Source organism: Halomonas caseinilytica, assembly GCF_001662305.1.
Taxonomy (GTDB): domain Bacteria; phylum Pseudomonadota; class Gammaproteobacteria; order Pseudomonadales; family Halomonadaceae; genus Halomonas; species Halomonas caseinilytica.
Genome location: NZ_BDEP01000013.1, coordinates 83,524 through 109,228 on the forward strand (window position 1 = coordinate 83,524; position 25,705 = coordinate 109,228).

Below are 25,705 nucleotides of genomic sequence, written 5' to 3' on the forward strand. Positions count from 1 at the left end.
CGGAACCGCCCTACCATGCCACGCCTCGATCAACTCCTGCTCGGCCAGGGACTGGCCCGTTCGCGAACACGCGCGCAGCGGCTGATTCGCCACGGCCGGGTACGCCGGGCCGATGACGGCAAGGTACTGACCCGGCCCGGCGAGAAACTGGCCGAGACGGTGGAATTGAGAGTCGATGATGATCCCGAGGAGCGCTATGCCTCCCGGGCCGGCCTCAAGCTGGAAGCCCTGCTGGAGACACTCTCGCTTCCTCTGCAGAACCGAGGAGTGCTAGACGTCGGGCAATCCACCGGCGGCTTCACCGATTGTGCGTTGCGCCATGGCGCTCGCCATGTGGTCGGCGTTGAGGTGGGACGCGACCAATTGGATCCTCGCCTGCGCGAAGATCCGCGCGTTCTCTGCCTGGAAGGTCTGAATGCCCGCGCCATGCGCAATGATCCCCGGCTTCGAGCGGCGCTGCATTCGCACCCGGTCGATGTTGCCGTCATGGACGTCGCCTTCATTTCTCAGACGTTGATTCTGCCGGAACTGGCCGTTCTCCTGCCCACGGGCAGCAAATTGCTGTCACTGGTCAAACCGCAATTCGAGGTTGGCCCGGAGGGTGTCAATGCCCAGGGACTGGTCACCGACCCGAACCGCTACACCGACGTGGAAGCAAAATTGCGTCTCGCCTGCGACACCCACGGCTTCGAGATTCACCACTGGTGTGAAAGCCCGATCCTAGGCGGTGATGGCAACCATGAGTTTCTGCTCTACGCCCGACGGCGATGAAAGCCCCCGTCATGGACGGACGCTTACAATTCCTGCATATCGATCACGCGATCCGTCATGGCAAGTGTCGAGGGACGGTGCGCTATCACGACCCGAGTAATCGACAGCTTCTGTATCGCCGCATTGATCGCTGCCTCGTTTTCTGGATCCAGGTGGCTGGTGGCCTCATCCAGCAACAAGACTTTAGGCCGTCGGTATAATGCCCTGGCCAGAATGATGCGTTGCATTTGACCGCCGGAGAGCGTGCTCCCCATGTCCCCCACGAATGTCTCGTAGCCCATCGGCATCTTCGCGATCTCATCATGGATGGCAGCCAGCATCGCACACTGATGAATGAGGCGAATATCGGGATCAGGATCAAAGCCGCTGATGTTTTCAGCGACCGAGCCGGCAAAGAGACGATCATCCTGAAGCACACAGCCGATTCTATCCCGATAAGCAGCGGCTCCAATGGATGACAGCTCCTTTCCATCGATACAGACTTGCCCTTTATTAGGCAGCATCAAGCCGGCCAGGATCTTCAATAACGTCGTCTTTCCCGACCCCGAAGGGCCGGATATACCAACACACTCCTGTGCATTGATCGAGAAGCTGACATCCTTTATCACCTCCTCCTCACTATCAGCATATCGAAAGCTGACTCCTCTGACATCGATATGCCCAGCCCCTGACGAATCTTCATCGCTTTCCGAATCGCCAGAGACACGATCGGTCTGCTCGGGCTCGACCAAGGCAATATCTGCCACACGCTCACCATGCAATGACAACATCCTGAGCTGTATCATGGTGGAGATGAAATTATCCATCCGGTTGGTGAACTGATCTTTGTACGACAGGAAAGCAATCAGCATACCTATCGAGAGCGTATCACCCATGATCGCTCTCGCACCAAGATATATGATGATAATTCTATCAGCCCCGAAAAGCAGGCGACTGGCGTTTTTGAACACAATATCGAACTTCTCGACCTGAAGATTGGCATTGACTCGATCAACCAGATAGTTGATCCAGACAGAACGACGACGCTCCTCCAGATTGAGAACTTTCAGACTCGCCATCCCACGCAGGCTTTCCATGAAGTGCGTATTTTCCTGTGCTGCATATACGATGGCTTCTTCCGACAGGTTCCTGTACGGACGATACAGACACAGGCGAAGAATGGTGTACAGCAGAACGGCAATGATGGGAACACTGGCAAGCCATCCACCATACAGCCACAGCATGACCACCATCGCGATCGACATGACACCATCCAGCAGCGCCATGATGGCGCTCGTGGTGAGCGTCTTCTGAATGGAATCAAGCGAGCCGAAGCGGGAAACGATATCCCCCACGTGGCGCTTCTCGAAATAACTGAGCGACAGCCTCATCAAGTGATCGAACAGTCCCGCCTTCCATTGCAGAACCAGACTCGACCCAATCAACATCGATGTCCATGACCGAACAAGGCTTGCCAGTACCTGCAGAACCAGAAGTAAAGCAAATGCAATGGTGATCAAGGTCAGGAGGTCATGATCCTGGGCCACGATAACTTGGTCGATCACCAGTTGAAAGCCAATCGGCATTGCAATGGTAACGATCTCCAGAAGAACGGATATTGCAATGATCTGCAACGCAGCCCGACCGATACCAGCCGTTCGCTTGATCATTTCCGTGACATGAATGCGCTCACGCTCATTTTTCTTCGTGAAGAGCTCGTTTGGCCATGCCTCCAGAGCAACCCCGGTAAATCGCTTCGAGACTTCCGAATATGGCAGCTTCCGGCTGCCGGTGGCGGGATCATGAATCGTAACGCCGTTTGCACCCACGCGGGTCAACACAACGAAGTGGTTATGATTCCAGTGCAGAATGCATGGTAACTGCAACTTCCCCAGATCGGAAAGTTCCAGACGAACAGCCCGAGTCGATAACTTGAGATCCCCTCCCACTTTCAAGAGGTCCTTTAATGCCATTCCCTTCAGTGAAGTGGAAAAGCGGTGCCGCATGGCAGGGAGGTCGAGCGCATGCCCATGATGACTTGCCACCATCGCCATGCATGCGAGGCCGCACTCTGCCGCCTCGGACTGGATAATGACGGGCGTCCCACGCCTGAAGCCACCCAGCAGACGCTTTGGTAGTTCCGACAGGTTCATTGTGCCTCCCCCTCAGCGGCTAAAACTTCCGACAGCCCGTAAAGCGGCTCGAATATCCACTGGTAGAGGGGACGCGTCTCCACCATGATATGGGCCTCTGCCTGCATGCCGGCCTGTAGCGGAACACGATCGCCATATGTCATGGCGAAAGGTGAATCCGGCTTAACGGTGATACGATATATGGCGGTTGAGGTAGGCGCTGTAGCCCCATTGTCCACCAGCATCTTGATTTCATCTTGCTTCAAGGGAGCTCTGGTGATGTCCGTAACGGTTCCGGGGTACTGGCCAAATTTCTGATAGGGGAAGGCGGAATAGCGCAGCAATACCTCGTCGCCCTCTTTCAGGAACCCGATATCTCGACTCGGCGCCAATAACTGCGCTTTCAACTGCGCATCATCGGGCAATATCGTCAGAAGTGGTGTGCCGGTGGAGACGGTCTGCCCTGCCTGGGTGGCGATCGACTCGACAACACCGCTTCGTGGCGCCGTGACGCGAATGGACTGGCGAGACTCACCCTCCGCAATTTGTTTTTCTATCGTAATGAGCTGACGTCGCAAATCTCCAAGTTCAGAAGCAACATTCAAGTCAAAGGAAGACAGTTCATCACGAACTCTTTGCAACTCGGATTTCAGCCTGACCCGCTGTCCTTTCAGACGCTCCAGGGTTTCTCGCCGTTCCATGTAAGCCTGTAGACGACTCTCGAAAGCCTGAGAGGGCGTCAGCCCCTTATCCATATACTCTTTTTGCTCCATGGCATAGCCATGCAACGTATTGGAAAACTCTTCTGCCACTTCTATCTGGTCTTCAATCTGCTCGACTTCTTCAACCAGATTGTCTCGCTGATGTTGAAGGGAGCTTTTTTCCTTTTCAGACAACGCTTCATGACGTTGTATCTCAACCTTCAACTCTTCTTTTTGATTTCTCATCAACTGATTGACGGCTTCCTGAGTATCTCCCAGAGCAGTTGAACTATCTAGATTTATCTCATAGAGAGGCTCCCCTCTCTCGACACTCTCGCCTTTTTTCACGTATTGGCGGGTTATCCATCCATAGCTCGGCGCGGAAACTCGGGTCAGCCCTTCCGTTGGCAACATGACGCCGGAAACAGCGACACGCCTGGTGTAGTTCCCGAAAACCAGAAAGACGATTATCGCTATAACAATAACCACTGACACAACAGCCAAGACTTTTGTCGGGATATTCTGTAATACGGTGGGACGCCCCAGCCACGTCATCCGACGAGCCTCGAACGATTCCTTCCGAAACAACGGCGACTTCTCGCTCATGCAGCAGGTTCTCCCTTACCCATATCATGCTGCTCCCATCACTGTTTCCCGGAGGACCGAAACGGGGAACCTCTTTCCGATCAAGGATAATCGCCCATACGTTTTACAGAATCGGCATGCGCTTCACAAGGGATCTTTTTATCCATTAACGAGCTAACAATCACCTTTTATTCATTCAGGTTATTTAACTAGACCCATACCCCATCATGTCAATGACCATCAGTAGCTCAGTCATCTCATATAACAAAAACCAACACTCCGTAACATTTCCCAGTCTTCACCCCCTCAATCGGGCCATGCCATGGCGAAACCAGGCGCCATGAATGGATAACATTGCGTTTCCTGCTTAGCGATATTGCAACAAATCCTCTCCATGAACTCTGTAATCAGGATCCAGAGAACTTGTCGTACCTTGACCCTTTTCACTCGAAGCTCTAGAGATATAAGTGCTGTTTGACAGGCGAACTGCTTCAACAGCACTACTTGATTTCTCACAGCAGCACACAAGGAGGTCACATGTCTGATTCGACCATTCGCCCCATGACTCTCGATGAGATCGATGTCGTCTCTGGCGGCATTAGCTATGATCAAGCCTATCAAGACTTCCAGGAAGGCGGTCAGCAGCTTGGTGCCGGTGCCGGCAAGCTTGTGGCAAGCGCCTGGACAGGCATTGCCTTGACGCCGGCGCTCATCGCCGACTCACTGGGCCTGAGCACGTCCCTGCCGGGCGGTCTGCCCGACCTGCCCTGACACCAGGACTCATCGTCACAAGACAATGCCCACTATCGTGGGCATTGTCTTTTTCGTTGCTCCTGCAACACCGGCCGTGATGAGAAAACGGCAGCCGTTAGCGCCGGCTAGCGTCCTCCGCCGTCACCACCGCCATCGACATCGCCGGGATCCCCCGCCGCACCGGGCGGTGGATGGCGTGGCATGTCATCGTCAGAGGGCGGCCGGGGATGCAGCTTGGCACGAGCTCCATCACTGCGACGGTGCAACCAGACGGCCATCTGGTTGAAGGCAATGTTCAGGTCGTGTTCGGCCAACAGCTCGCCGACCCGCCCATTGAGTTCATCGGTGGCATACAACCGATCACCGAGACTGTTGACGTAGATTCGCAACTCATACTCCATGGCACTCTCGCTGTAGCGCATGAAGAAAATCTCCGGCGGTGGGTCGCGTAGTACCCGCTCGTTCTCGTCGGCGGCCTGCTGTAACAGGCGCTGCACCAGACGATGATCGGAGCCGAGTTCCACGCCGTAGGTCAGGATGACCCGCGTGATATTGTCCGACAGCGACCAGTTGATGAGCTGGTCGGTGACGAACGTCTTGTTGGGGATGATGATTTCCTTTCGATCGAAGTCGGTGACCGTGGTCGCTCGAATCCGGATGCGACTGACCGTACCGGTCAAATGACCGAGCGTAATGGTGTCACCGATGCGCATCGGGCGCTCGAAGAGAATGATCAGCCCCGAGATGAAGTTGGCGAAGATCTCCTGCAACCCGAACCCCAGACCGACCCCCAGGGCCGCCACCAGCCATTGCAGCTTGCCCCAGGAGACACCGAGCGTTCCCAGTGCCATCACCACGCCGGTGCCCACGATGGTATAGGAGAGCAAGGAACTGATGGCGTAGGCACTGCCCTGCTTGAGCTCCAGGCGAGACAGAACCATCACTTCGAGCAGCCCGGGCAGGTTTCGCGCCAGCATCAAGGTCAAGGCAATGGTCAGCAGGGCCACGATGGTGTCGGCCACCGATACTGCACCCCCTACCAGTTCAGCGCCTTGCTGCCCCTCGCCGCCCAGCAGCATGACCTGTTCCAGATAGCCGAATACCGTGAGCAGATCGGCCCAGACCAGGTAGAGCACCACCAGAAAACCGATCAGCAACGCCAGCTTGGCCAGACGCAACGACTGTTGATTGACCTGCTGCATGTCCAGCGGAGGTTCTTCGACGACATCGAGCCCGCTCTCGCCTTCGTGCTCCTGCAATGCTCGCCGTCGCGCCAGGGCACGGCGATAGGCCAGACGACGTGCGGCCACGGCCAACCCACGCACCACCGCCGCCTCGACGAGGATCCAGACGCCAAGCACATAGAGGGTCATCACGAATCGGCTGACCAGACTCAAGGCCGTGTACGCGTAGCCGGTCACCACCAGCCCACCCAACAGCAACGGCACTGCCGCCATCGCCAGGCCCAGCACCAGACGGAAGAATTTCACTCCGAAATAGGGGGTATGCGCCACGATCAGCTTGGCCAGCGACACGCTCATGCCCAGGAACCCGGCCAAGAGCAGCCCCATGGCCAAGGGGCGATGATTCAGGTTGATACCAGCATCGCGGGCCAGGGGGGCGACCATCAGCACCGGGACCATCGACACGAACAGCCAGAACAGCCAACGGCGCAGCTTCGCCGCGTAGGCCGAAGGCCAGTAGAAATGGCGAATGGCGACGCCATCGGCAACCAGCAGACGCCTTGCCCAGGCCACCACCGCCCAGGCCAGTGCGATCTGCATCAACGACCCACCGATACCCAGCGCAACACCTTGCCCGCCAAGCACCAGTGCCAGGCCAACACTCGCCAGCAGCAATGGCATGGGCATCGCCAGCAGGGCATTGAACAATACCGCCTTGGGCGTGTGAGCCTGGCTGTCGCGGCGCAGGTGGCCGACTTCATCGTGCAACTGCAACAGGCGCCGCTTGAGATTGAGCCTCAGCAGCAGCAAACCGGCCACCGCCAGCAACAAGGGAATGACCAGCAATGCCCTGGCATCCGGCACCGTCCATCGGTTCGGCAAGGCATGGCGCCACTCGCCCTCGCGCCATTCGGCCATCAGATGCTCCGGTAACTTGAGCAGCCAGGCGAGATCCAGAGGGCGCGCATTGGCCACCCAGAACAGTTGCTTGTCGATGGTGTCGCGTAACGATCGACTGGTCGACAGCAGTTGTTGCTGATGGAGCTGCAGCTCGATGGCCGCGCTGAGCATCTCGCCATACGTCGGCTCGAGCTGGTCCAGCAGATCGCGACGCGCGCGGAACAGCTGCGAAAGCGGCTCGACCAGGGCTGGCGATACCTCTTCGCCCGTCGCATTCTCCATTCGCTGTCGCGCCAGCGCTTCGGCATCCTTGAGCGCTTCACGCTGGCGATCCAGCTCGAACTGGCGCAGGCGCCAATCGGCGATTTCGTCCTTCAGCCCCCCTTGCACGTCGACCTTGGGCAAGGCCTGGCGCTGCTCGCGCAGAATCTGTGACAGCAAAGTGCTGCCGCGAATCGCTTCCACGTGCTCATCCATGCCGCGCTGGAGCTGGCGCACCTGATCGAGCTGTCGACGCGTCTCGAGCCCCTGGCGCACCAGCTCGTTGGCGCGACTGGTGATGCGCAGCAATTCCAGGCTCATGTCCCGATTGACGCGCTGGGCCTCACTGACGAGGGGGTGGCTCGCCACATCATCGGGCTCGTCCTGCACAGCCTCGGCGATGGCCTGCTCGGAGCGTTCCCGGCGACGCTGGTCGATCAGGCGCTGCAAGGTCAACACTTGGGCTTCCTGCGTGGTGACACGGCGCTCGAGCAGGTCGCGGCGTTGCTGGGCCAGCTCCCGCAAACGCGAATTGGTGGCCAGTTCACGCTGATGCAATGCCAGGCGTTGCTCGGCCAGGGCCCGCTTGACCCGCGCCTGCATGTGACGCGGATCGCTTTCGTCGACATCGCGGGCCGCCAGGTCCTCGAGCGTACGGCGGCTCTCCTCCACAGCCTGAGTCGCTTCAGAGATGCCTTGCTGGGCGCGCTCAGGCAAGGTCTGAGTACCGAGCAGGCGCGTCTCGATCTGCGACAGGCGATCCTGGTCCCGGCGCAGCGCCTGGGAGGCCTCCTGCAACTGGCTTTCCAGTGTCTCCAGATCCTGCGACTCCAGCGCTTCCAGAGACGCCGTCGGTGTCTCGTCCTGGTGCTCCGACAAGGCTTGCTGCAATTCCCGGAGTTCAGCGGGCGCACGCTCCACCCGCACTTCCAACTCCTCGAGTCGAACCTCGACGGCTTCCTTCGCCGCCAGGTCATCGAGCGTCGACTGGAGGGTATCGATCTTTTCCTGGGTTGCCGCATCGGGTTCTTGCCCTTCGGCCGGGCGCAGTTCTTCCAGGCGCTGCTCGATCGCCTCGCGCGTCGGTGGCTCGGCGGCCCAGACCGTCGAGCCGACCAGGGCCATCAACAGGCAAACAATGTGCAATACCTTCATGCCGGCACGGCGCGACACTACGCTCACAAGCACCTCGTCATCGGTGGCACCACGGGAATTGCTGTGATTCTCGATGCATATCGCTGACAAGGCAATTCCAGGCGTCGCCAGGCCGCCACAGTTGACTTGCCCTGCCGGCATGGTAGAAACGGCGTCCTATACCCAGTAATTGCAGGCGGCGCATGAAGCCCTCACGACTCTTCCTCTCCCTGATGCTCGTTGGCCTGGCTCACGATTCGGTAGCCGCCGAGTCGCTCACCGATGCCGAGCGGGAGGCCATCGAATCGCGCATCCAGTCGTTGCAGGCGGAACTTCGCCAGCTACGCGGGCGCCTGCACGATGATACGCCGTCGGCTCATCACACTGTCGTGCCTGACGAGGAGGCCCATAATCAGGAACTGGAGGAGTCGGTGGCCAAGCGGCGGCTGCTCGAGCAGGAATCCGAGCACAATCCTTTCGCCATCACCACGCACCGGCGCAACTACCTGCTTCCGCTGAGCTACACCTCCCGACCGAGCGAGCGCACCATCAATGGCGTCGACGACGATGTCGATGCCGACCGCATGGAGATGCAATTCCAGTTCAGCGCCAAGTTCGAGCTTGCCGATGACCTGCTGCCCGCCGGTGGCGACCTCTATTTCGGCTATACCCAGCGTAGCTGGTGGCAGGCTTACAACACGGACGCCTCCTCGCCGTTCCGCGAAACCAACTACGAACCCGAGATCTTCGCCGATTTCGACAACGACTGGACCATTGCCGGCTGGACCAACATCCACAACCGGCTCTCGCTCAACCACCAGTCCAACGGCCGTTCCGGCGAGATGTCGCGCAGCTGGAATCGCGTCATCCTGACCAGCACCTTCGTCAACGACGCCTGGGCCGTCTCCCTGGCCCCCTTCTGGCGAGTGCCGGAATCCGAGGATGACGACGACAACCCCGACATCGAGCATTTCGTCGGCTATGGCGATGTCACCGTGGCGCGTCGACTGTTCGGCGATCACGAAGCCAGCCTGATGTGGCGCGGCAACCCCAGCAGCGGCAACATGGGCGCCCAGTTCGACTACTCCTGGCCACTGTTCGGCAAGGTGCGCGGCCACATCCAGTACTACCATGGGTACGGGGACAGCCTGATCGACTACGATCGCAGCGTGCATCGACTCGGCCTGGGCTTCAGCCTGAACCCCCTGTTCTCCTCGGGAGAGTTCGAGCGCTGAAGCACGTCATAATGATTGCACCGCTAACGGCGGCTGCTATGCTGGGCATGTCATGAACCGTCAGAGGAAGACCCAATGACTGATCGCACTCCCCATAGCCGTGAAACGTCCCAGCAACTCAAGGAAGACCTGCACAACCTCACCCAGACCGTCGAGGAACTGGTGAGCGCCACCGCCGACGACTCGCGCAGTAATGTCAAGGAATTGCGCGAACGGGCCGAAAAGCGCCTCAAGGATACCCGCGCACGCCTCGAGGCCCGCGGCGAGCGAGCCTATCACGAGGCTCGTGACAGCGTGACGCGACAGGCCGATGCCTGCGACCGTTACGTTCACGACAACCCCTGGACCAGCATCGGCATCGGTGCCGCCGTCGGTGTCGTCGTCGGCATGCTGATCGGACGGCGCTGATGTCGGCGAGCCAAGGACCGGCACAACGCCTGTTCGACGCCGGCAAGCGCTTGTTGGGCAGTCTGCTGGCCACCGGCGAGACGCGTTTGCGTCTCGCCGTTCTCGAACTCGAGGAAGAGCGCGCCCGGTTGGTGTCCCTGCTGCTGCTGGCTGGGCTCAGCCTGATCCTGCTGCTGCTCGGCCTGGGCACCTTGACCGCTCTGGTCATCGTCGCCTTCTGGGAGAGCCACCGCCTGACCGCGATCGCCATCAGTGCCGGCGTCCTGCTGTTCGGTGGCGCAGGGCTGGCAGCCTGGGTCATGCATCTGGCACGTCGCCCCACCCTGCTGGCCAGCACCCTGAAGCACCTGGCCCTGGACCGCGAACTGGTGGAGTCGCAACGTGACACGCAAGAATGAGGCGGATCGCCGTGAACGCAAGGCCACGCTCGAGGCGACCATCGAGCAACAGCGTGTCGATATCTTGCTGGCGGCTGAACGCTGGCGCGATGCCGCCGGTCCACTCGAGACCGGCTGGCAGATGGCGTATCGCTATCGCACACCGGCACTGACGCTGGGCGGTTTGATGCTGCTGCCGCTATTGCGACGTCCGGGCAAGGCGCTGAAGCTCGGACGACGCCTGGTCTTCGGCGCCTTGACCCTGAAGCGCCTGCGCACACTCTTGCCAGGTCGCCACTGAACTGGCCATTGCCTCTCGCAAGCTGCCCTGAAAAGGACGACGAGACGTATCATCGCCTCGTAACACTTTCATGTGTCACGACTGTTATGATCTCGTGTCAATTCGATAAATCGAACATGGCCTTTCAGGGAGCCCACCGCCCATGCGCATGCTGGCGCTCTACAGCATCAAGGGAGGCGTCGGCAAGACCGCCTCAGCCGTGAATCTCGCGGCACAGGCCGCACGAGCCGGCCATCGCGTACTGCTCTGGGATCTCGACCCCCAGGCCGCCACCAGCTTTTACCTGCGCAGCAAGCCCAAGATCCGAGGCGGCGTCGAAAAGCTCGTCAAGGGCAAGGCGTCCTTCGACAAGGTTATCCGGTCCACTCAGATGGACTATCTCGACCTGCTGCCGGCGGCTCTGGCATCGCGCGAAATGGACCGCCTGCTGGCCAAGCGCGGCAATAGCCACCTGCGCCAGATTCTCAAGCCGGTCCGAGACGACTACGACCTGGTGATCCTCGATTGTCCTCCGAGCCTTTCGCACCTTTCGGAGAACATCTTCTCGAGCGTCGATGCCCTGCTGGTGCCGGTGGTTCCGACCACGCTCTCGTTGCGCACCCTGGAGCAGCTGCGAGACTTTCTCGACGACCAGGATCAGGACTGTACCTTCTGGCCCTTCATCACCCTGGCCGATCGCCGCCGCAAGCTGCACTGCAATATCATCGAGACCATGCAGTCCCAATGGCCGCTGATGCTGTCCACGGTGATTCCTTCGGCCAGCGTGGTCGAGCGCATGGGCGTCGAGCGCGCCCCGCTTCACAGCTATGCACCACGCAGCGTTGCCGCCCGCAACTACCAGGCCCTGTGGCAGGAACTGGACCAGCGTCTAGGATGATATCTCGCGCATGGCCGCACAGGCCGCCTCCAGACGCATCGACAAGGCCTCGATGCCACCGGCCCCCTCGACGCCCACGGCGATCTCGTAATGCGCCAGCAGGCGGCGCCGGTTCTCCCTCACCAAGCCCATGAAACCGCGAAGGTGCCGTGGTGCCGACGCGCGTGGCGTCCCGCCCCGGGCGACCTCGACGAGCCTGGCCTCGAGTTCTCCGGAGGCCTGAGCGAGGGCCATGTCACGCATCGCCGACTCACGTACCAGGTCGTCATGCAGCACGCCGAAAGCGTCCTGGAACGCCTTCATCGCACGCTCCGCACGCCGACAACGCAGCGACGCCTTGCGCCAGGGGCGCAACAAGTAGCGAATACGCTTGCCGGTGATGCGCGGTCGGTGCAGGGACTCGGCGTCCTCCACGGATCCCAACGCTTCGACTTCCGCGACCAGTCGTTCGCGCAACGCCGACAACGCCACCGCGCTGGCCTCGCCGAAGCTCGGTGCCCTCCCTTTCTTGCGGGTGCGCAGCTTATCGAGCCGCGACTGCAAGCGAGCATCCAGCCCGGGGAAGTGCGTTTCGACCGCCAGGTTCGCCGACTCATAGGCCTCGGCAACGTCGAGTTCGAGACGTTGCCGCCACCACTCGCCCGCCCCTCGTTCGGCGGCGGGCAACGAGGGGAGCGTCTGTCCCAGCCAGGCCAGCATCACCTCACCGTCTCGGGCCCGATTGGTCGCGCGGGCCAGATCGCGCAGGTCGCGCCTCAAGGACTTGGAAAAGGCGATACCCGGCTGGCCCCGATAGGCCTGGAGCCAGGCTCGCAAGCGACGCAATGCCACCCGGAAGTCATGCAATCCCTCGGCATCCCCGGGATCGGTAATGCGCGGCCTCGCCCGGCGCGCGTCGTTCAGCAGGTCCAGCCCGACCTCACCAACCACGCGTGGCAGACGCTGCCGTTGCAGAGGTTTGCCCATGGCCGCCTCCTTCCGCTGTCATGGCCCCCAGTATAGAAAGCAGCATGCCATCGCAAGGAAGAGGTAAAGAGAGGAGCAGGAGGACAAGGAGAAAGAAGCACAGGACGAGCGGCCATCACACTGCTTGTCCGCAGGCCACGCCGGAGGCCCAGGCCCACTGGAAATTGTAGCCCCCGAGTTCGCCGGTGACATCGAGCACCTCACCGATGAAGCGAAGCTGTGGCAGCCCCTGCACCTCGAAGGTCTTGGACGACAGATCACGAGTATCGATACCGCCCAGGGTCACCTCGGCGGTCCGCCAGCCCTCGGTACCGGCGGGCTTCAGATGCCAGTCGTTGAGATGGCCGGCCCAGGCCGTCAGCGTGGCATTGGAACATTCGGCGAGAGGCGCATCCCCGCCATGCCATTCCACCATGGCCTGAGCGAGACGTCGCGGGAGCCGCTCGGCCAGCCAAGTGGAGAGTCGGCGCTTGGGCGTCTCACGACGCGCAGCCGCCAGGGCATCGAAGGTATCGATATCGGGCAACAGGTCGATGGTCAGGGCATCGCCGGCCTGCCAGTAGCTGGAAATCTGCAGCATGGCGGGCCCCGAGAGGCCCCGATGGGTAAACAGCATCGGCTCGCGATACTCGCCGCCATTGCAGCGTACCACCACCTCGTGACTGAGGCCGGCCAGCGAGGCCGCGCGCGCCTTCCAGTGGGATGTCAGCGTGAAGGGCACCAGGGCGGCCCGGGTCTCGGTGACCTCCAGGCCGAACTGTCGAGCGATGTCATAGCCGAACCCCGTGGCGCCCATGGTCGGAATCGACAGCCCGCCGGTCGCCACTACCACCGCTCCCGCCTCGATGCGCCCCAGGCTGGTCGACAATCGCATACCCTCGCCCTGGCGCTCCACGGCACTCACCGAAGTTTTCAGGCGCAGCTCGACGCCGGCCCACTCACATTCGGTGAGCAGCACATCGAGCAGCTCCTTCGCCGAGCCGGCGCAGAACAACTGCCCCGGCGCTTTTTCCACGTGCTCGACGCCATGCCGCTCGACCAGTTCCACGAAGTGCTCGGGTCGATAACGCTTGAGCGCCGAAATGCAGAAGTGCGGGTTGCGCGAGAAGAAGTTTGCCGGTGTGGTCGCCATGTTGGTGAAGTTACAGCGCCCGCCCCCTGACATCAGGATCTTCTTGCCAGCCTTGTTGGCATGATCCACCACCAGCACCCGACGCCCCGCGTACCCCGCCGTCAAGGCGCACATCAGGCCCGCGGCGCCCGCACCGATCACGACCACGTCGTATGTCATGCCACTCTCCCCCGCAGAACGCACGCCGTCTCCCCTCATGCCCATGGCAACGCAAAACCGAGCATTCTAGCAGAGCGTGCGACCGAGGTTGGATTCGAACTTGTGCATTCTTGCCACACTCTCGTTCTCGAAGCAGGGTAATCTGGGCACCGTCAAGGGCTGGAGGCCCGATCTCATCACCCGCAGGATCCAGCGAGCCCGTCATGATCTCGAGACCCGAAACCGCCGGTTGGCGAAAATGCCTGTTGCTGCTGTTGCTCGGCCTGAGCCTGGCGTTTCCTGTGTTCGCCCAGGCGCCACCTTCCCAAGCTCCCACCCCGGTCATCGCTGCCCGTGCTGAGTTGGCCAGGTGGAGCGACCCGCTGGATGCCCTGGGCACCCTCAAGGCCGACGAAAGCGTGACGCTGTCGGCCAAGGTGACCGAGACCATCGAGAGCCTCGAGTTCGAAGGCGGCGAACGGGTCGAAGCCGGGGATGTGCTGGTACGTCTCGACGACGACGAGGCCCAGGCCAACCTGCGCGCGGCCGAAGCCTTGCGTGACGAGCGCCAGGCCGCCGTGAATCGTCTCGCCCAGTTGCAACAACGCAACCTGGGCGTCCGAGCCGATGTCGAGGACAGCCGCGCCCAGCTTCGCCAGGCTCAGGCGGAGCTCGAGTCCTTGCAGGCCCAGCTCGACAACTACCAGATCAGAGCGCCTTTCTCGGGCGAGGTCGGTTTTCGCGATATCAGCATCGGCACCCTGGTCTCGCCGGGCGATGAACTGGTGACGCTCGACAAGCTCGATCGCATGAAACTGGATTTCCGGGTGCCCGAAACGACGCTTGGCTCACTGGAACCCGGCATGTCGCTGACCGCCACCAGCGCTGCCTTCCCGGAAACCGCTTTCGAGGGCGAGATCGCCACCATCGGCACCCGGGTCGATCCAGTCAGCCGCAGCGTGTCGATACGCGCTCTGATCGACAACCCGCAACGCAAGCTGCGTCCCGGCATGCTGATGGAAGTCACCGTCACCCTCCATCCGCGCCAGGCCCTGGTGATTCCCGAAGCCGCACTGATCCCGGAAGGCGAGCGCCATTACGTGCTGGTCATCGACGAGGACAGCGACGCACAGGTAGCCCGTCGCCAGGTCAAGGTCGGCGAGCGCCGCCCCGGCGAGGCGGAGATACTGGCGGGCCTGTCGGCCGGCGACCTCGTCGTCAGCCACGGCGTGGAACGTGCCCATGACGGAGAACGGGTCCGTCTGCTGGGCATCGCCGATGACGACACCTCGGTGCGCGCGTTGCTCGAGGCCAATCGCGACGCAGGAGGCGTCTGATGCGTCTCTCCGACATTTCCGTCCAGCGGCCGGTACTGGCCACGGTACTGGCCGCCTTGATCGTCGCCTTCGGCCTGCTCGCACTCGATCGTCTGCCCCTGCAGGAATACCCGTCCATCGATCCGCCGATCGTCAGCATCGACACCAACTATCCCGGTGCCTCGGCCGATGTGGTGGAGACCCGCATCACTCAGGTGCTGGAGGATCGCATCAGCGGCGTGAGCGGCATCGAGGTGATTTCGTCGTCCAGCTCGGACGGCAGGTCCAGCATCCGCGTGGAATTCGGCCTGGACAAGGATATCGATGCGGCGGCCAACGACATCCGCGACCGCATTGCCGGCGCCCGGGACAATCTGCCCGACGCCGCCGACGCCACCGAAGTGCGCAAGGAAGACTCGGGCTCCGATGTCGTGATCTGGCTTTCCCTGTCGGGAAGCGACTATGACATCGGCGAGCTCACCGACTACGCCGAGCGCTATCTCACCGACCGCTTTTCGGTGCTGGAGGGAGCCTCTCAGGTCATCGTCGGTGGCGGCGAAGAATACGCCATGCGCGTCTGGCTCGATGCCAACGCCCTGGCCGCTCGCGGCCTGACCGTAGGCGACATCGAGGACAGCCTGCGCGAAGAGAACGTCGAATTGCCCGGCGGTTCCGTGGAGTCCCGGGACCGCCAGTTCATGGTGCGCCTGCCCCGCAACTTCGCGACCCCCGACGACTTCCGAAATCTTGCACTCTCGCGAGACGACAATGGCTATCTGGTTCGCCTGGGCGATGTCGCCCGAGTGGAAGTCGGTGCCGTGGAGGATCGCTCGCTGTTCCGAGGCAATGGCGTGCCGATGGTCGGCCTGGGCATCCGCAAGCAGTCCACCTCCAATGTCCTGGCCCTCTCCGATGCGGTCAAGGAGGAACTGGCCCGCGTTGCACCGACCCTGCCCGACGGCATGGAGCTCAAGCTGCACCATGACGCCTCCACGTTCGTCTCTCATGCCATTTCCGAAGTCGTCCAGACACTGTTCATTGCCATGGGGCTGGTCGTGGTCGCCATCTTCATCTTCCTCGGCAACCTGCGTACCACCCTGGTGCCGGCGGTCACCGTGCCCATCGCCCTGATCGGCACCTTCGCCGCCTTGGCCGCCATGGGCTTCACCATCAACCTGCTGACCCTGCTTGCCCTGGTGCTGGCCATTGGCCTGATCGTCGACGACGCCATCGTGGTGCTGGAGAACATCCACCGCCGCATGCAGGAACATGGCGAGACAGCACTGGTCGCGGCCTACCGGGGGAGTCGACAGATCGCCTTCGCGGTGATCGCCACCACCCTGGTGCTGATCGCGGTGTTCGTGCCATTGAGCTTTCTGCAAGGCGACATCGGCCGGTTGTTCTCGGAATTCGCCCTGACGCTGGCCGCCGCCGTCTCCATCTCCACGCTGCTGGCGCTGACCCTGACGCCGATGATGGCGTCCAAGATCCTCAAGCGCGACATGCACGAAGGGCGCATTGCCCATGGCGTGCATCGCGCCCTGGATGCCAGCCGTGCCGTCTATCGCCGAATGCTCGAGCGCGTACTGCGCTGGCGCTGGGCCGTCATGGCGCTGTTTCTCGCCGTGATCGGCGCCATGGTCTGGCTCAACGGCCAACTGCCCCGGGAATACACACCCCAGGAGGATCGCGGCACCTTCTTCGTGCTGATCAACGGACCTCCCGGTGCCACCTACGACTACATGCTCGACTACATGGACGAAATCGAGGCGCGGCTACTGCCTCTGCGCGAACATGGCGAGGTCGAACGCATCCTGGTGCGTGCGCCGCGCGGCTGGGGCGCCATCGAGAACTTCAACAGCGGCTTCGTGATCGTCAACCTCAGCGACTGGGGCAGCCGGCGCTCGGCCTGGCCGATCATGAACGAGATCCGCTCACGCCTGGCCGACCTGCCCGGTGTTCAGGCCTTCCCGGTGATGCCCCAGGGCTTCGGCGGCGGCAGCATGGATCAGTCGATGCAGTTCGTGCTCGGCGGCGGTACCTATGAGCAACTCGCCGAATGGCGCGACACCCTGATCGAGCACGTGCGCCAGGACAATCCTAATCTGCTCAACCTGGACAGCGACTACGAGGAGAACCAGCCACAGCTCAGGGTCGACATCGACTATGATCGTGCCGCCGACCTCGGCGTCACCATCAGCGAAATCGGCAGCACCCTGGAGACGCTGCTCGGCGGCAGAACCGTGACGCGCTACGTGGACGACGGCCAGGAATACGATGTCATCCTCGAGGCCGAGCGCGGTTCCCGCCCCAGCCCTCGCTCGCTGGACAGCCTCATGGTGCGTTCATCGCGCTCGGGTGAACTGGTGCCCCTCTCCAGCATGGTCACCCTCACCGACTTCGCCGGGCCCAGCACCCTGAATCGCTACAATCGCCTGCGCTCGATCACCATCCAGGCCAACCTCGCCGACGGCTATTCCATGGGCGAGGCACTCGACTACCTGGAAACCACGGCGGACGAGCTTCTGCCTCCCGAAGTACAGACCGACGTCAAGGGCGACGCCCGGGACTACCAGGAAGCCAGCAGTGCCACCACCTTCCTGCTGGCCCTCGGGGTCCTCGTGGTCTTCCTGGTACTGGCCGGGCAGTTCGAAAGCTTCATCCATCCGCTGGTGATCATGTGCACGGTGCCTCTGGCGATGATCGGCGCCCTGCTGGGGCTGGGCCTCACCGGCCAGTCCCTGAACACCTACAGTCAAGTGGGGCTGGTGATGCTGGTCGGGCTGGCCGCCAAGAACGGCATCCTGATCGTCGAGTTCGCCAACCAGTTGCGCGACGCCGGCCACGCCTTCCACGACGCCCTGGTCGAGGCCGCGGTGACCCGGTTGCGTCCGGTCGTGATGACCGCCGTGACCACCATGGCCGGTGCAGTGCCCTTGATCGTCTCCACCGGTGCCGGCGCCGAGACACGCCTGGTGCTCGGCACGGTGATCCTCGGTGGGCTGGCCACCGCGACACTGTTCACGCTGTTCGTGGTCCCCGTGGCCTATGACCTGTTGGCGCGACGCACCGGCTCGCCCGGCGCCGTGGCCCAGCGCCTGGATCGCGAGATGGCCGAACACCCTCCCTCCCACTGACGCCACGACGGGCCGCCGCGCAGGCGGCCCGTCATCTTCCCGCCTCTCCCCCTTCCCGAACGCGACCGGAACTTTCCACAACGCTCTCCGGAACGCCCTTCAGACCATTGTTACGATCTTTCTTCCGCATAGCGTTGACACAACGACGACCCATGCCCCTGAAAGACGTGGTGAAAAGGCGTGACGCCCGGCTAGGCTGTCTTGTGCAGCTCGTCGGGATGAAACCCGTCGCAATGAAGACATTGCCTGTCGTATCGGCGCCTTCCTTGCCAGGCGCAAATACCGGAAGCTGAACCCACAACGGTTGAAAAACAACTCACAAGGATCGCCTCCATGATCGACTCCCTGCAGAGCGCTCTGCCCCGTCGCGCCTCCCTGCTCGCCCTCATGGCCGGCATGAGCCTCGGCGGCCCGATGATGAATGCACAAGCCGCCACCCAGATGGACTTTTCCAACGAATACAACGCCAGTTCGATCCACGCCGAAGGCGACGCCTGGTTCATCCAGCGCGTCGAGGAACTGACCGACGGCGAACTGGACATCACCCTGCACACCGGCGCCTCGCTCGGCTTCCGTTCCGCCGACCATTTCTACGCCGTGGCCGACAACGCCGTGCAGATCGCCGACAGCCTGTCCGGCACCCTGGGGGGCATCGATCCCATCTTCCTGCTGTCGTCGCTGCCCTTTCTCGCCGACGATGTCGAATCGGCCAAGCGGCTCTACGAAATCGCCCGGCCCGAATACGCGAAGGTCTTCAACGAGAACAACCAGGTGCTGCTCTATGCCTCTCCCTGGCCGGCCAGCGGCATCTGGTCGCAAGACCCCGTCACCGACATGCAGGCACTGCAGGATCTCAAGATCCGCACCTACGACCGCAACGGCACCGAGATCCTGCGCAATGCCGGGGCCGCTCCGGTCAAGCTCTCCTGGGCCGACGTCGTGCCGCAACTCGCCACCGGGGGGATCGAGGCCGTGCTCACCTCGGCGGAATCCGGCGCCAATGCCAGCTTCTGGGAACACCTGAACGACTTCAGCGCGATCCAGTACGCCATTCCGCTCAACATGGTGCACATGAATCGCGATGCCTTCGAATCGCTCGACGAATCCCAGCAAGACGCCATCAAGCAGGCCGCTCGAGAAACCGACGAGCACAACTGGGAGGTGGTCAAGCAGCGCGTCGCCCAGAATTACGAAACGCTCGAATCCCATGACGTCGCCATCCACGACCCGATTCCCGATGAATTCCGCGCGGGGCTGGAAGAGGCCGCCACCCCGGTCGTCGACAACTGGCTCGACAACATCGGCGAACGCGGCGAGCGCATCCTCGATGAATTCGACAACAGCCAGGCTTCACCATAATGCCGACGACGCCCGCACGCTCCCGAAGCATGCCCGAGACACTCGCCATTCGGCTCGGCCAGCTCGCCTCCGGGCTGGCCAGGCTGGGTGCCTGGCTCGGCATGCTGCTGATCGTCTACATGCTCGGCCACATCCTGCTCGAGATCGCCCTGCGCTTGTTCGGCCGCTCCACCTTCGTGCTCGACGAGTTCATCGGCTACAGCGTGGCGGCCATGACCTTTCTCAGTCTGCCCTACGCGCTGGAACAAGGCGGGCTGATTCGCGTCTCGCTGGTGCTCGAGCGGTTTCCGAAGCGCTGGCGCTGGCCATTCGAGCTGTTCGCCAGCCTCTCCACCCTGGTCGTCTTCGGCTGGCTCGCCCACTTCTGGACCATCGCCGTGCAACGCAGCCATGCCCGCGGCATCGTCAGCGAAACCCTGGCCGAAACGCCGCTGTGGATTCCCCAGGGGGCCGTGCTGGTCGGGCTGTACCTGCTGTGCCTGATACTCGTCGCCCGAACGCTCAGGATTCTGGTCGAGCGCGCCACCTTCGACAGCGGAGCATGAGTCATGGATATTCTATGGATTGGCCTCGGCGTGCTGGCCCTGTTGCTGGGCGTGCTGGCGCTGGGCAGCTGGATCTTCGCCGGCCTGGTGATGGTCGCCGTGCTATCGCTATGGGGTCTCGGCGATTTCGGCTTCGACCGCATCGGATTGATTCTGTCGAAGATTCTCTTTCGTGCCGCCAACAGCTGGGAGCTCTCGGCGATCCCCTTGTTCATCCTGATGGGGGAATTGATCTTCCGCTCGGATATCGCCGAGCGTCTGTTCAGGGGGCTGACCCCTCTCACCCGATATCTGCCCGGCGGCATCCTGCACACCAACGTGCTGGGCTGCACGCTGTTCGCCGCTGTCAGCGGTTCCAGCGCCGCCACCACGGCGACCATCGGCAAGATCACGACCCGCGAGCTGGCCGACCGGGGCTATGATCGCCGCCTGTCGATAGGTTCTCTGGCCGGAGCTGGCAGTCTGGGGCTGCTGATTCCGCCATCGATCGTCATGATCGTCTATGGCGTTCAGGCCGAGGTGTCGATCAGCAAGCTGTTCATGGCCGGTGTGTTGCCCGGCTTGCTCGTGGCACTGCTCTACATCGGATATGTCATGCTGCGCTGTCTGGCGACCCCCTCCCTCGCTCCCCGACAGGAGGCCGACTCGACCACGCCCGGACAAGCCCTGCGCCTGCTGGCTCCGGTACTCGGCCTGGTCGTGGTGGTGCTCGGCGCCATCTACACAGGTATCGCCACGCCATCGGAAGCCGCCGCCATCGGCTGCGGCGCCACCCTGCTCCTGCTCGCCGCGGAACGCCAGCTGAGCATCGGACTGTTTCTCTCCGCGTTGCGCGGCACCCTGGTTACCTCCGTCATGGTCTGTAGCCTGCTGGTCGCCGCCGCCATGCTGTCGACGGCCATGGGCTACCTGCACCTGCCCAGCGAGCTGGCCAGCTGGATTGCCCATCAGGGGTTCTCGCCGATTGCCCTGCTGCTGGCCATGGCACTCTTCTACATCCTGCTCGGGCTCTTCCTGGACGGCATCTCGATTACCGTGATGAGCCTGCCGATCACCCTGCCCATCATCATCCAGGCCGGTTATGACCCGCTGTGGTTCGGCATCTTCCTGGTGATCATGGTCGAGCTCGGACAGATCACCCCGCCGGTGGGCTTCAATCTCTTCGTGCTCCAGGGGCTGACCGGCGAGAGCATCAGCCGCGTGGCCCTGGCGGCGGCGCCGTTCTTTGCGCTGATGTGCCTGGCGGCGTTGATCATCAGCGTCTGGCCCGAACTAGCGTTGTGGCTGCCCAGCGTGCTGTCGGGATAGGGGCCGCTCACCGATCTTCGGGACCGATCCACACGAAGGGGTTATGGGCGACTTCCCAGAGATGGCCATCGGGGTCGGCGAAGTAACCGGAATAGCCGCCCCAGAAGACCTTCTGCCCCGGCTTGACCAGACGGGCGCCAGCCTCTACCGCTCGCGCCAGCACGGCATCCACCTCGGCCTCGCTCGACACATTGTGAGCCAGCGCCACGCCGCCGAACGCCGGCTTGTCGCCCGCAGACAGGCCGGCATCCTTGGCCAGGGCCTCACGACCGTAAAGCCCTAGCCAGGTGCCGTTCAGGGTGAAGAAGGCCACTTCCGGCGGTGACTCGAGCCTTGGCCAACCTAGCCCCTGCTCATAGAAACGTACGGCCCGCTCGATATCGTCGACGCCGAGCGTGATCATGCTGATTCTGGGCTGCATGTCGACCTACCTCTTGTGGCCTGCCTCTCGTATGGCACAGCCTCAACATAGGCGGCTCGCCGATACCCGGCAAGCCACCGATCACCGTTCTCCTTGCGGGTCGTCGAGCACAGCTACCTGCCAACACCCGCTTAGTCTCGCCACCACCAGTCAGCCTGTGTCTCGGCCACCGCATCATGGGCATGCAGGCTCTCGGCATGTTCCACCCGCACGTGGAATCCCGTGATGTCCGGCGCCTCGCTCAACGCCTGGTGCAATCGGCGCGCCGCGTCCTCGCAGAACATCGTGTTCTGGCCATTGGCCAGGGCGAACGCCTGTTCATCGACGCGCTTGACCGCCGTCTGCAGCGCCGTGCCCAGCGCCTGCTCGACTCGCTCGATCAAGGCCAGCCAGGGAGGAACATCGACTCCCTGGGCAAGCCGTACCGTGATCCGTGCCTCGCTGCGCTGACTATGGGGCGTGGCCAGAATGCCCTGCGACTCGCCAAGCCAGTCGCGTATCGCGGCATGATCGAGAGGCTCACCGCCGAAGTCACGGTCGAATTGCTGCTGGATCAGCTGGCGTGCCAAGGCCGCCGAACAAGGGCAGGTCGAGGAATAGCCGACCGTCAGTTCCACCTGTGTTTCGACGCTGTTGCCTTCGCGCCAGCTCCGCAGCGCGACGGGATAGCCCTTCCAGCCCGCCAGCGGGCTGATCAGTGCCGGTCGTCGTAGCGTCAACTCCCCCGTCAGGGCGATCCGCGCCCGCCTGGACAAGTCGGCGTGGCTCGCCAGGAAGCCTTCCAGCAGCCCGGAAAGCCTCGATACCTCGAGCTCGCGTTCCGCCAGTTCCTCCAGCATCAGGTAAAGCCGGGACATATGGATGCCCTTGGCATCGGGATCGTCCAGGCTGACCGACGCCGACACTCGCGCGTCGACGGGATGCTCGGCCACGCGAACCGGCAAGGCGATGCCTTCCATGCCGACCCAGTTCAACACACCGCGCGTCGTCGTGCGGCCTGCGGCCACATCCTCGAGCGTTTCCGGCATCATGACGCCTCCCGCTCATCGACGACATCCCAGCTCGGAAACGGATCGGGCAAGGCGAGCCAGGCATCGAGGCCTGCCTGCAATTGCTCGTCGTCGAGCAGGCAATCATCCAGGGCACGCCGAATGGCGTCCTCGTCCATGTCCTGCCCGATGAAGACCAGTTCCTGGCGCATGTCGCCGAATGGTTCTTGCCACTTTTCGAGGATGCGTTGCCGAAAGGTCGGCTCGGTCGGCCAATGCGCCTCGGGAATGGCTTTCCAGAACATGCCGGCCAGACCGTAGTGCGCGATGCCGCCGGCCTGGCTCCACTGGCCGGCATGGCGCGGCCGGCTGGCCAGCCAGAAGAAGCCCTTGGAACGCAGCAGACGGTCGCCGAATCCTCGCTCGTGCAGCTGATCGAAGAATCGCTGAGGATGGAAGGGACGCCTCGCCCGGTAAACGAAGCTCGAGACACCGTATTCCTCCGTTTCCGGCTGGTGCTCCCCGCGCATTTCCTTGAGCCAGCCGGGTGCCTGGCTGGCACGCTCGAAACTGAACAGGCCGGTATCGAGCACCTTGCCCAACGGCACGTCGCCATGGCGCATGGCGATGAGCTCGGCCTGGGGATTGAGTGCCCGCAGCACGGCTTTCAGCTCCACCAGCTGTTCGGCCTCCAGCAGATCGACCTTGCTGATCAAGAGCACATCGCAGAACTCCACCTGATCGACCAGCAGATCGGCCAGATTGCGCTCGTCGTCCTCGCCAAGGCTTTGCCCCGCTTCCTCTAGCGAATCGGCCCGACGGTACTGCTCGAGAAAGTTCACGCCATCGACCACGGTGACCAGGGTGTCCAGCCTCGCCACATCCGACAGGCTGCGGCCCTGTTCGTCCTCGAAGGTGAAGGTCTCGGCCACCGGCAGGGGCTCGGAAATCCCGGTGGATTCGATCACCAGTTGATCGAAGCGACCCTCCCGGGCCAGACGCCCGACCTCTTCCAGCAGATCCTCGCGCAAGGTGCAGCAGATGCAGCCATTGCTCATCTCGACCAGGCGCTCCTCGGCGCGGTTCAACGCGATTTCGCCACGTCCCTCGCCGCGTACCAGGTCGGCATCGATGTTTACCTCGCTCATGTCATTGACGATCACGGCGATACGTCGTCCTTCGCGATTGGCCAGGATGCGGTTGAGCACGGTGGTCTTTCCTGCTCCCAGAAACCCTGACAATACGGTGACGGGCAGCGGACCATGGGCATGGTTCATCGTTGTCTCTCCTTCATTCGACACGGCAGCGCCGCCAAATATTAAACGTTATAACATAACAAAAACAACCTGAAGACAAATCCGTGCGCGATGGGCTGCACCGACCCTGTCGCGAAATGCCAAGCTGGAACCCGTCGCCGGCATGCCTGTCAACCGATCAGTGCCATACTGTGGGAAGCACCGACTACATGGCGATTGACACGCGCCGCCCGCCGCCCTGGCATTTCCTGGTGGCTGGCGCACGTCAAGCCCCTCCAAGGAGGATCGAACCATGCTGGAATTATTGCCCTCGGGTGCCGCTCATGTCGTGGCGATACGTGTCAGTGGGCGAGTCGACGCGCATGACCTGCAGCGGGCCATCGATGCCATCGAATCGACCAAGAAGGCCTACCCACGCATCAGTCTCTATGTCGAGATCGATGACATCCGCTGGATGACCTTCACGGCCTTCCTTCGCGATCTCGGCTACGGACTGACCCAGATCGGCGACATGGGGCGCTACTACCGGGCCGCCACGGTCAGTGACAAGCACTGGATCCGTCACCTGGTGCGACTCGAGAACCATGTGTTCCGCTCCATGGAGATGCGGACCTTCCGCATCCGCGACAAGCAGGCCGCCATGGAATGGGCCAGCCAGCCGCCTCCCGACCACGACGGCCGTGAAGGCGCTATGGCCTAGGCTCCGGTGCCGTCCTCAAGGTGCCGAGCAGGCACCCCGCGCCACGCCATGTGACAGGCCGATGTGTTCATCGAGCAGCGCCCGAGCCTGCTCTATGCGTCGTTCCATCGCCAGCTGCACCAGTTCACCGTGCTGTCGGTCGAGCCGTTCGCGCACGCCAGGATTCGGCGGCGCCAGACGCCGGTAACGGTCGAACTGGTCATGCAACTGCTCGATGAAGCGCAACAGCCACGGCGAGCCGCAGGACGCCAGCAAGGCCCGGTGAAAACGCAGGTGTGCCTGCTCCCACGCCTCCACATCCTCGGGCCGCTCATCGGCGCGACGCAGCCGATGATGCGCCGCCAGCAGCTGTGATTCCCATTCGGCATCGCCATTCTGGAAGGCCTGGGTCAAGGCCATGCACTCGAGCTGACTGCGCAGGTCGGCGATGTCATCCAGCTCATCAAGCCTCAGGGGCGGCACCCGGAAGCCACGCTGATTGACCTGCTCCAGCAACCCATAGGCGGCCAGGCGATTGAGCGCTTCGCGCAAAGGACTGAGGCCCACCTGGTAGTGCGTTTTCAAGCTGCCGATGGCGAGCTTCTCGCCGGCCGCGAAGCGCCCGCGAATCAGATCCTGCTTGAGAGCCTCGAAGACCCGGCTGGCAGCAGTGGCGCCCGACGGGGGCGAAGCGGTTCCACTGACGTTCGGTGTACTCATGGTATCGCTCTGGCTGATGGCTCCCGCAGGGTACGTCCTCGGTTGACGGTATCCAACTCTCGCGCCATAGTGAATTCCGAAAAATCGATTTTTTTAAAAACAACGATTATCGTGCCGACGCAGGTCACCGTCTGTCACTCC

At 62.2% G+C, this 25,705-nt stretch carries 22 protein-coding genes; 13 read left to right on the forward strand and 9 right to left on the reverse strand.

Going from position 1 to position 25,705, the window contains the following annotated elements; translation table 11 throughout:
* The first annotated feature begins 15 nt into the window (after positions 1 to 15).
* On the forward strand, positions 16 to 771 hold the full coding sequence (locus A9O65_RS06895) for a TlyA family RNA methyltransferase (protein ID WP_064701739.1): 756 nt from the start codon (positions 16 to 18) through the stop codon (positions 769 to 771).
* A 23-nt stretch (positions 772 to 794) separates the two neighbouring features.
* On the opposite strand, the gene A9O65_RS06900 is transcribed toward A9O65_RS06895, so the two are convergent.
* Together A9O65_RS06900 and A9O65_RS06905 are read right to left on the reverse strand one after the other, a co-directional pair.
* Positions 795 to 2,903 (reverse strand): peptidase domain-containing ABC transporter, encoded by a 2,109-nt coding sequence (locus A9O65_RS06900; protein ID WP_064698730.1) that lies wholly within the window; start codon positions 2,901 to 2,903, stop codon positions 795 to 797.
* Positions 2,900 to 4,189 (reverse strand): HlyD family secretion protein, encoded by a 1,290-nt coding sequence (locus tag A9O65_RS06905; RefSeq protein ID WP_064698731.1) that lies wholly within the window; start codon positions 4,187 to 4,189, stop codon positions 2,900 to 2,902. Before A9O65_RS06905 ends, A9O65_RS06900 begins: the two co-directional genes overlap by 4 nt.
* Before the next feature lie 516 nt (positions 4,190 to 4,705).
* Here A9O65_RS06905 and A9O65_RS06910 point away from each other — a divergent pair.
* Positions 4,706 to 4,939 (forward strand): hypothetical protein, encoded by a 234-nt coding sequence (locus tag A9O65_RS06910; RefSeq protein WP_064698732.1) that lies wholly within the window; start codon positions 4,706 to 4,708, stop codon positions 4,937 to 4,939.
* A gap of 107 nt (positions 4,940 to 5,046) precedes the next feature.
* On the opposite strand, the gene mscK is transcribed toward A9O65_RS06910, so the two are convergent.
* Complete coding sequence (gene mscK / locus A9O65_RS06915; RefSeq protein ID WP_064701740.1) at positions 5,047 to 8,562, reverse strand: mechanosensitive channel MscK; 3,516 nt, start codon at positions 8,560 to 8,562, stop codon at positions 5,047 to 5,049.
* 41 nt (positions 8,563 to 8,603) lie between these two features.
* On the opposite strand from mscK, the gene A9O65_RS06920 reads away from it, so the two are divergent.
* The 5 genes from A9O65_RS06920 (at position 8,604) to A9O65_RS06940 (ending at position 11,598) form a co-directional block, all read left to right on the forward strand.
* Complete coding sequence (locus tag A9O65_RS06920; protein WP_064701741.1) at positions 8,604 to 9,635, forward strand: phospholipase A; 1,032 nt, start codon at positions 8,604 to 8,606, stop codon at positions 9,633 to 9,635.
* A gap of 75 nt (positions 9,636 to 9,710) precedes the next feature.
* Positions 9,711 to 10,043 (forward strand): ElaB/YgaM/YqjD family protein, encoded by a 333-nt coding sequence (locus A9O65_RS06925; protein ID WP_064698735.1) that lies wholly within the window; start codon positions 9,711 to 9,713, stop codon positions 10,041 to 10,043.
* Complete coding sequence (locus tag A9O65_RS06930; protein WP_064698736.1) at positions 10,043 to 10,441, forward strand: phage holin family protein; 399 nt, start codon at positions 10,043 to 10,045, stop codon at positions 10,439 to 10,441. The genes A9O65_RS06925 and A9O65_RS06930 overlap by 1 nt, the downstream gene beginning before the upstream one ends.
* Positions 10,425 to 10,721, forward strand: coding sequence for a YqjK family protein (locus tag A9O65_RS06935; RefSeq protein WP_064698737.1), 297 nt, complete (start codon positions 10,425 to 10,427; stop codon positions 10,719 to 10,721). The genes A9O65_RS06930 and A9O65_RS06935 overlap by 17 nt, the downstream gene beginning before the upstream one ends.
* 142 nt (positions 10,722 to 10,863) lie before the next feature.
* Complete coding sequence (locus tag A9O65_RS06940) at positions 10,864 to 11,598, forward strand: ParA family protein (protein WP_064698738.1); 735 nt, start codon at positions 10,864 to 10,866, stop codon at positions 11,596 to 11,598.
* Here the strand turns inward: A9O65_RS06940 and A9O65_RS06945 are convergent.
* Positions 11,590 to 12,564, reverse strand: coding sequence for a CHAD domain-containing protein (locus A9O65_RS06945; protein ID WP_064701742.1), 975 nt, complete (start codon positions 12,562 to 12,564; stop codon positions 11,590 to 11,592). The genes A9O65_RS06940 and A9O65_RS06945 overlap by 9 nt on opposite strands.
* A gap of 115 nt (positions 12,565 to 12,679) precedes the next feature.
* Positions 12,680 to 13,855, reverse strand: a complete 1,176-nt coding sequence (locus A9O65_RS06950; protein ID WP_064698740.1) for a BaiN/RdsA family NAD(P)/FAD-dependent oxidoreductase — start codon at positions 13,853 to 13,855, stop codon at positions 12,680 to 12,682.
* 203 nt (positions 13,856 to 14,058) lie between these two features.
* On the opposite strand from A9O65_RS06950, the gene A9O65_RS06955 reads away from it, so the two are divergent.
* The 5 genes from A9O65_RS06955 (at position 14,059) to A9O65_RS06975 (ending at position 21,499) form a co-directional block, all read left to right on the forward strand.
* On the forward strand, positions 14,059 to 15,171 hold the full coding sequence (locus A9O65_RS06955; protein WP_064698741.1) for an efflux RND transporter periplasmic adaptor subunit: 1,113 nt from the start codon (positions 14,059 to 14,061) through the stop codon (positions 15,169 to 15,171).
* Entirely contained in the window at positions 15,171 to 18,287 is a 3,117-nt protein-coding gene (locus A9O65_RS06960; RefSeq protein WP_064698742.1) for an efflux RND transporter permease subunit, read from the forward strand. The genes A9O65_RS06955 and A9O65_RS06960 overlap by 1 nt, the downstream gene beginning before the upstream one ends.
* Before the next feature lie 333 nt (positions 18,288 to 18,620).
* A complete protein-coding gene (locus A9O65_RS06965; RefSeq protein WP_064698743.1) occupies positions 18,621 to 19,646 on the forward strand; it encodes a TRAP transporter substrate-binding protein in 1,026 nt (341 codons plus the stop codon).
* Positions 19,647 to 19,675: 29 nt separating this feature from the next.
* A complete protein-coding gene (locus tag A9O65_RS06970) occupies positions 19,676 to 20,191 on the forward strand; it encodes a TRAP transporter small permease (RefSeq protein ID WP_064701791.1) in 516 nt (171 codons plus the stop codon).
* A 3-nt stretch (positions 20,192 to 20,194) separates the two neighbouring features.
* The gene (locus tag A9O65_RS06975; RefSeq protein WP_064698744.1) at positions 20,195 to 21,499 is read left to right on the forward strand and encodes a TRAP transporter large permease; all 1,305 of its coding nucleotides are present in this window, start codon (positions 20,195 to 20,197) and stop codon (positions 21,497 to 21,499) included.
* 7 nt (positions 21,500 to 21,506) lie between these two features.
* Here the strand turns inward: A9O65_RS06975 and A9O65_RS06980 are convergent, their stop codons facing one another.
* The 3 genes from A9O65_RS06980 to zigA form a co-directional block, all read right to left on the reverse strand.
* The gene (locus A9O65_RS06980; protein WP_064698745.1) at positions 21,507 to 21,920 is read right to left on the reverse strand and encodes a VOC family protein; all 414 of its coding nucleotides are present in this window, start codon (positions 21,918 to 21,920) and stop codon (positions 21,507 to 21,509) included.
* Positions 21,921 to 22,051: 131 nt separating this feature from the next.
* Positions 22,052 to 22,951: a GTP cyclohydrolase FolE2 gene (gene folE2 / locus A9O65_RS06985; RefSeq protein ID WP_064701743.1), complete on the reverse strand. Its 900-nt coding sequence runs from the start codon at positions 22,949 to 22,951 to the stop codon at positions 22,052 to 22,054.
* Positions 22,948 to 24,186: a zinc metallochaperone GTPase ZigA gene (gene zigA, locus A9O65_RS06990; RefSeq protein WP_064701744.1), complete on the reverse strand. Its 1,239-nt coding sequence runs from the start codon at positions 24,184 to 24,186 to the stop codon at positions 22,948 to 22,950. The genes folE2 and zigA overlap by 4 nt, the downstream gene beginning before the upstream one ends.
* Before the next feature lie 271 nt (positions 24,187 to 24,457).
* On the opposite strand from zigA, the gene A9O65_RS06995 reads away from it, so the two are divergent.
* Positions 24,458 to 24,865, forward strand: a complete 408-nt coding sequence (locus tag A9O65_RS06995; protein ID WP_064698748.1) for a SpoIIAA family protein — start codon at positions 24,458 to 24,460, stop codon at positions 24,863 to 24,865.
* A 15-nt stretch (positions 24,866 to 24,880) separates the two neighbouring features.
* Here the strand turns inward: A9O65_RS06995 and A9O65_RS07000 are convergent, their stop codons facing one another.
* A complete protein-coding gene (locus tag A9O65_RS07000; protein WP_064698749.1) occupies positions 24,881 to 25,564 on the reverse strand; it encodes a GntR family transcriptional regulator in 684 nt (227 codons plus the stop codon).
* Between the last annotated feature and the right edge of the window lie 141 nt (positions 25,565 to 25,705).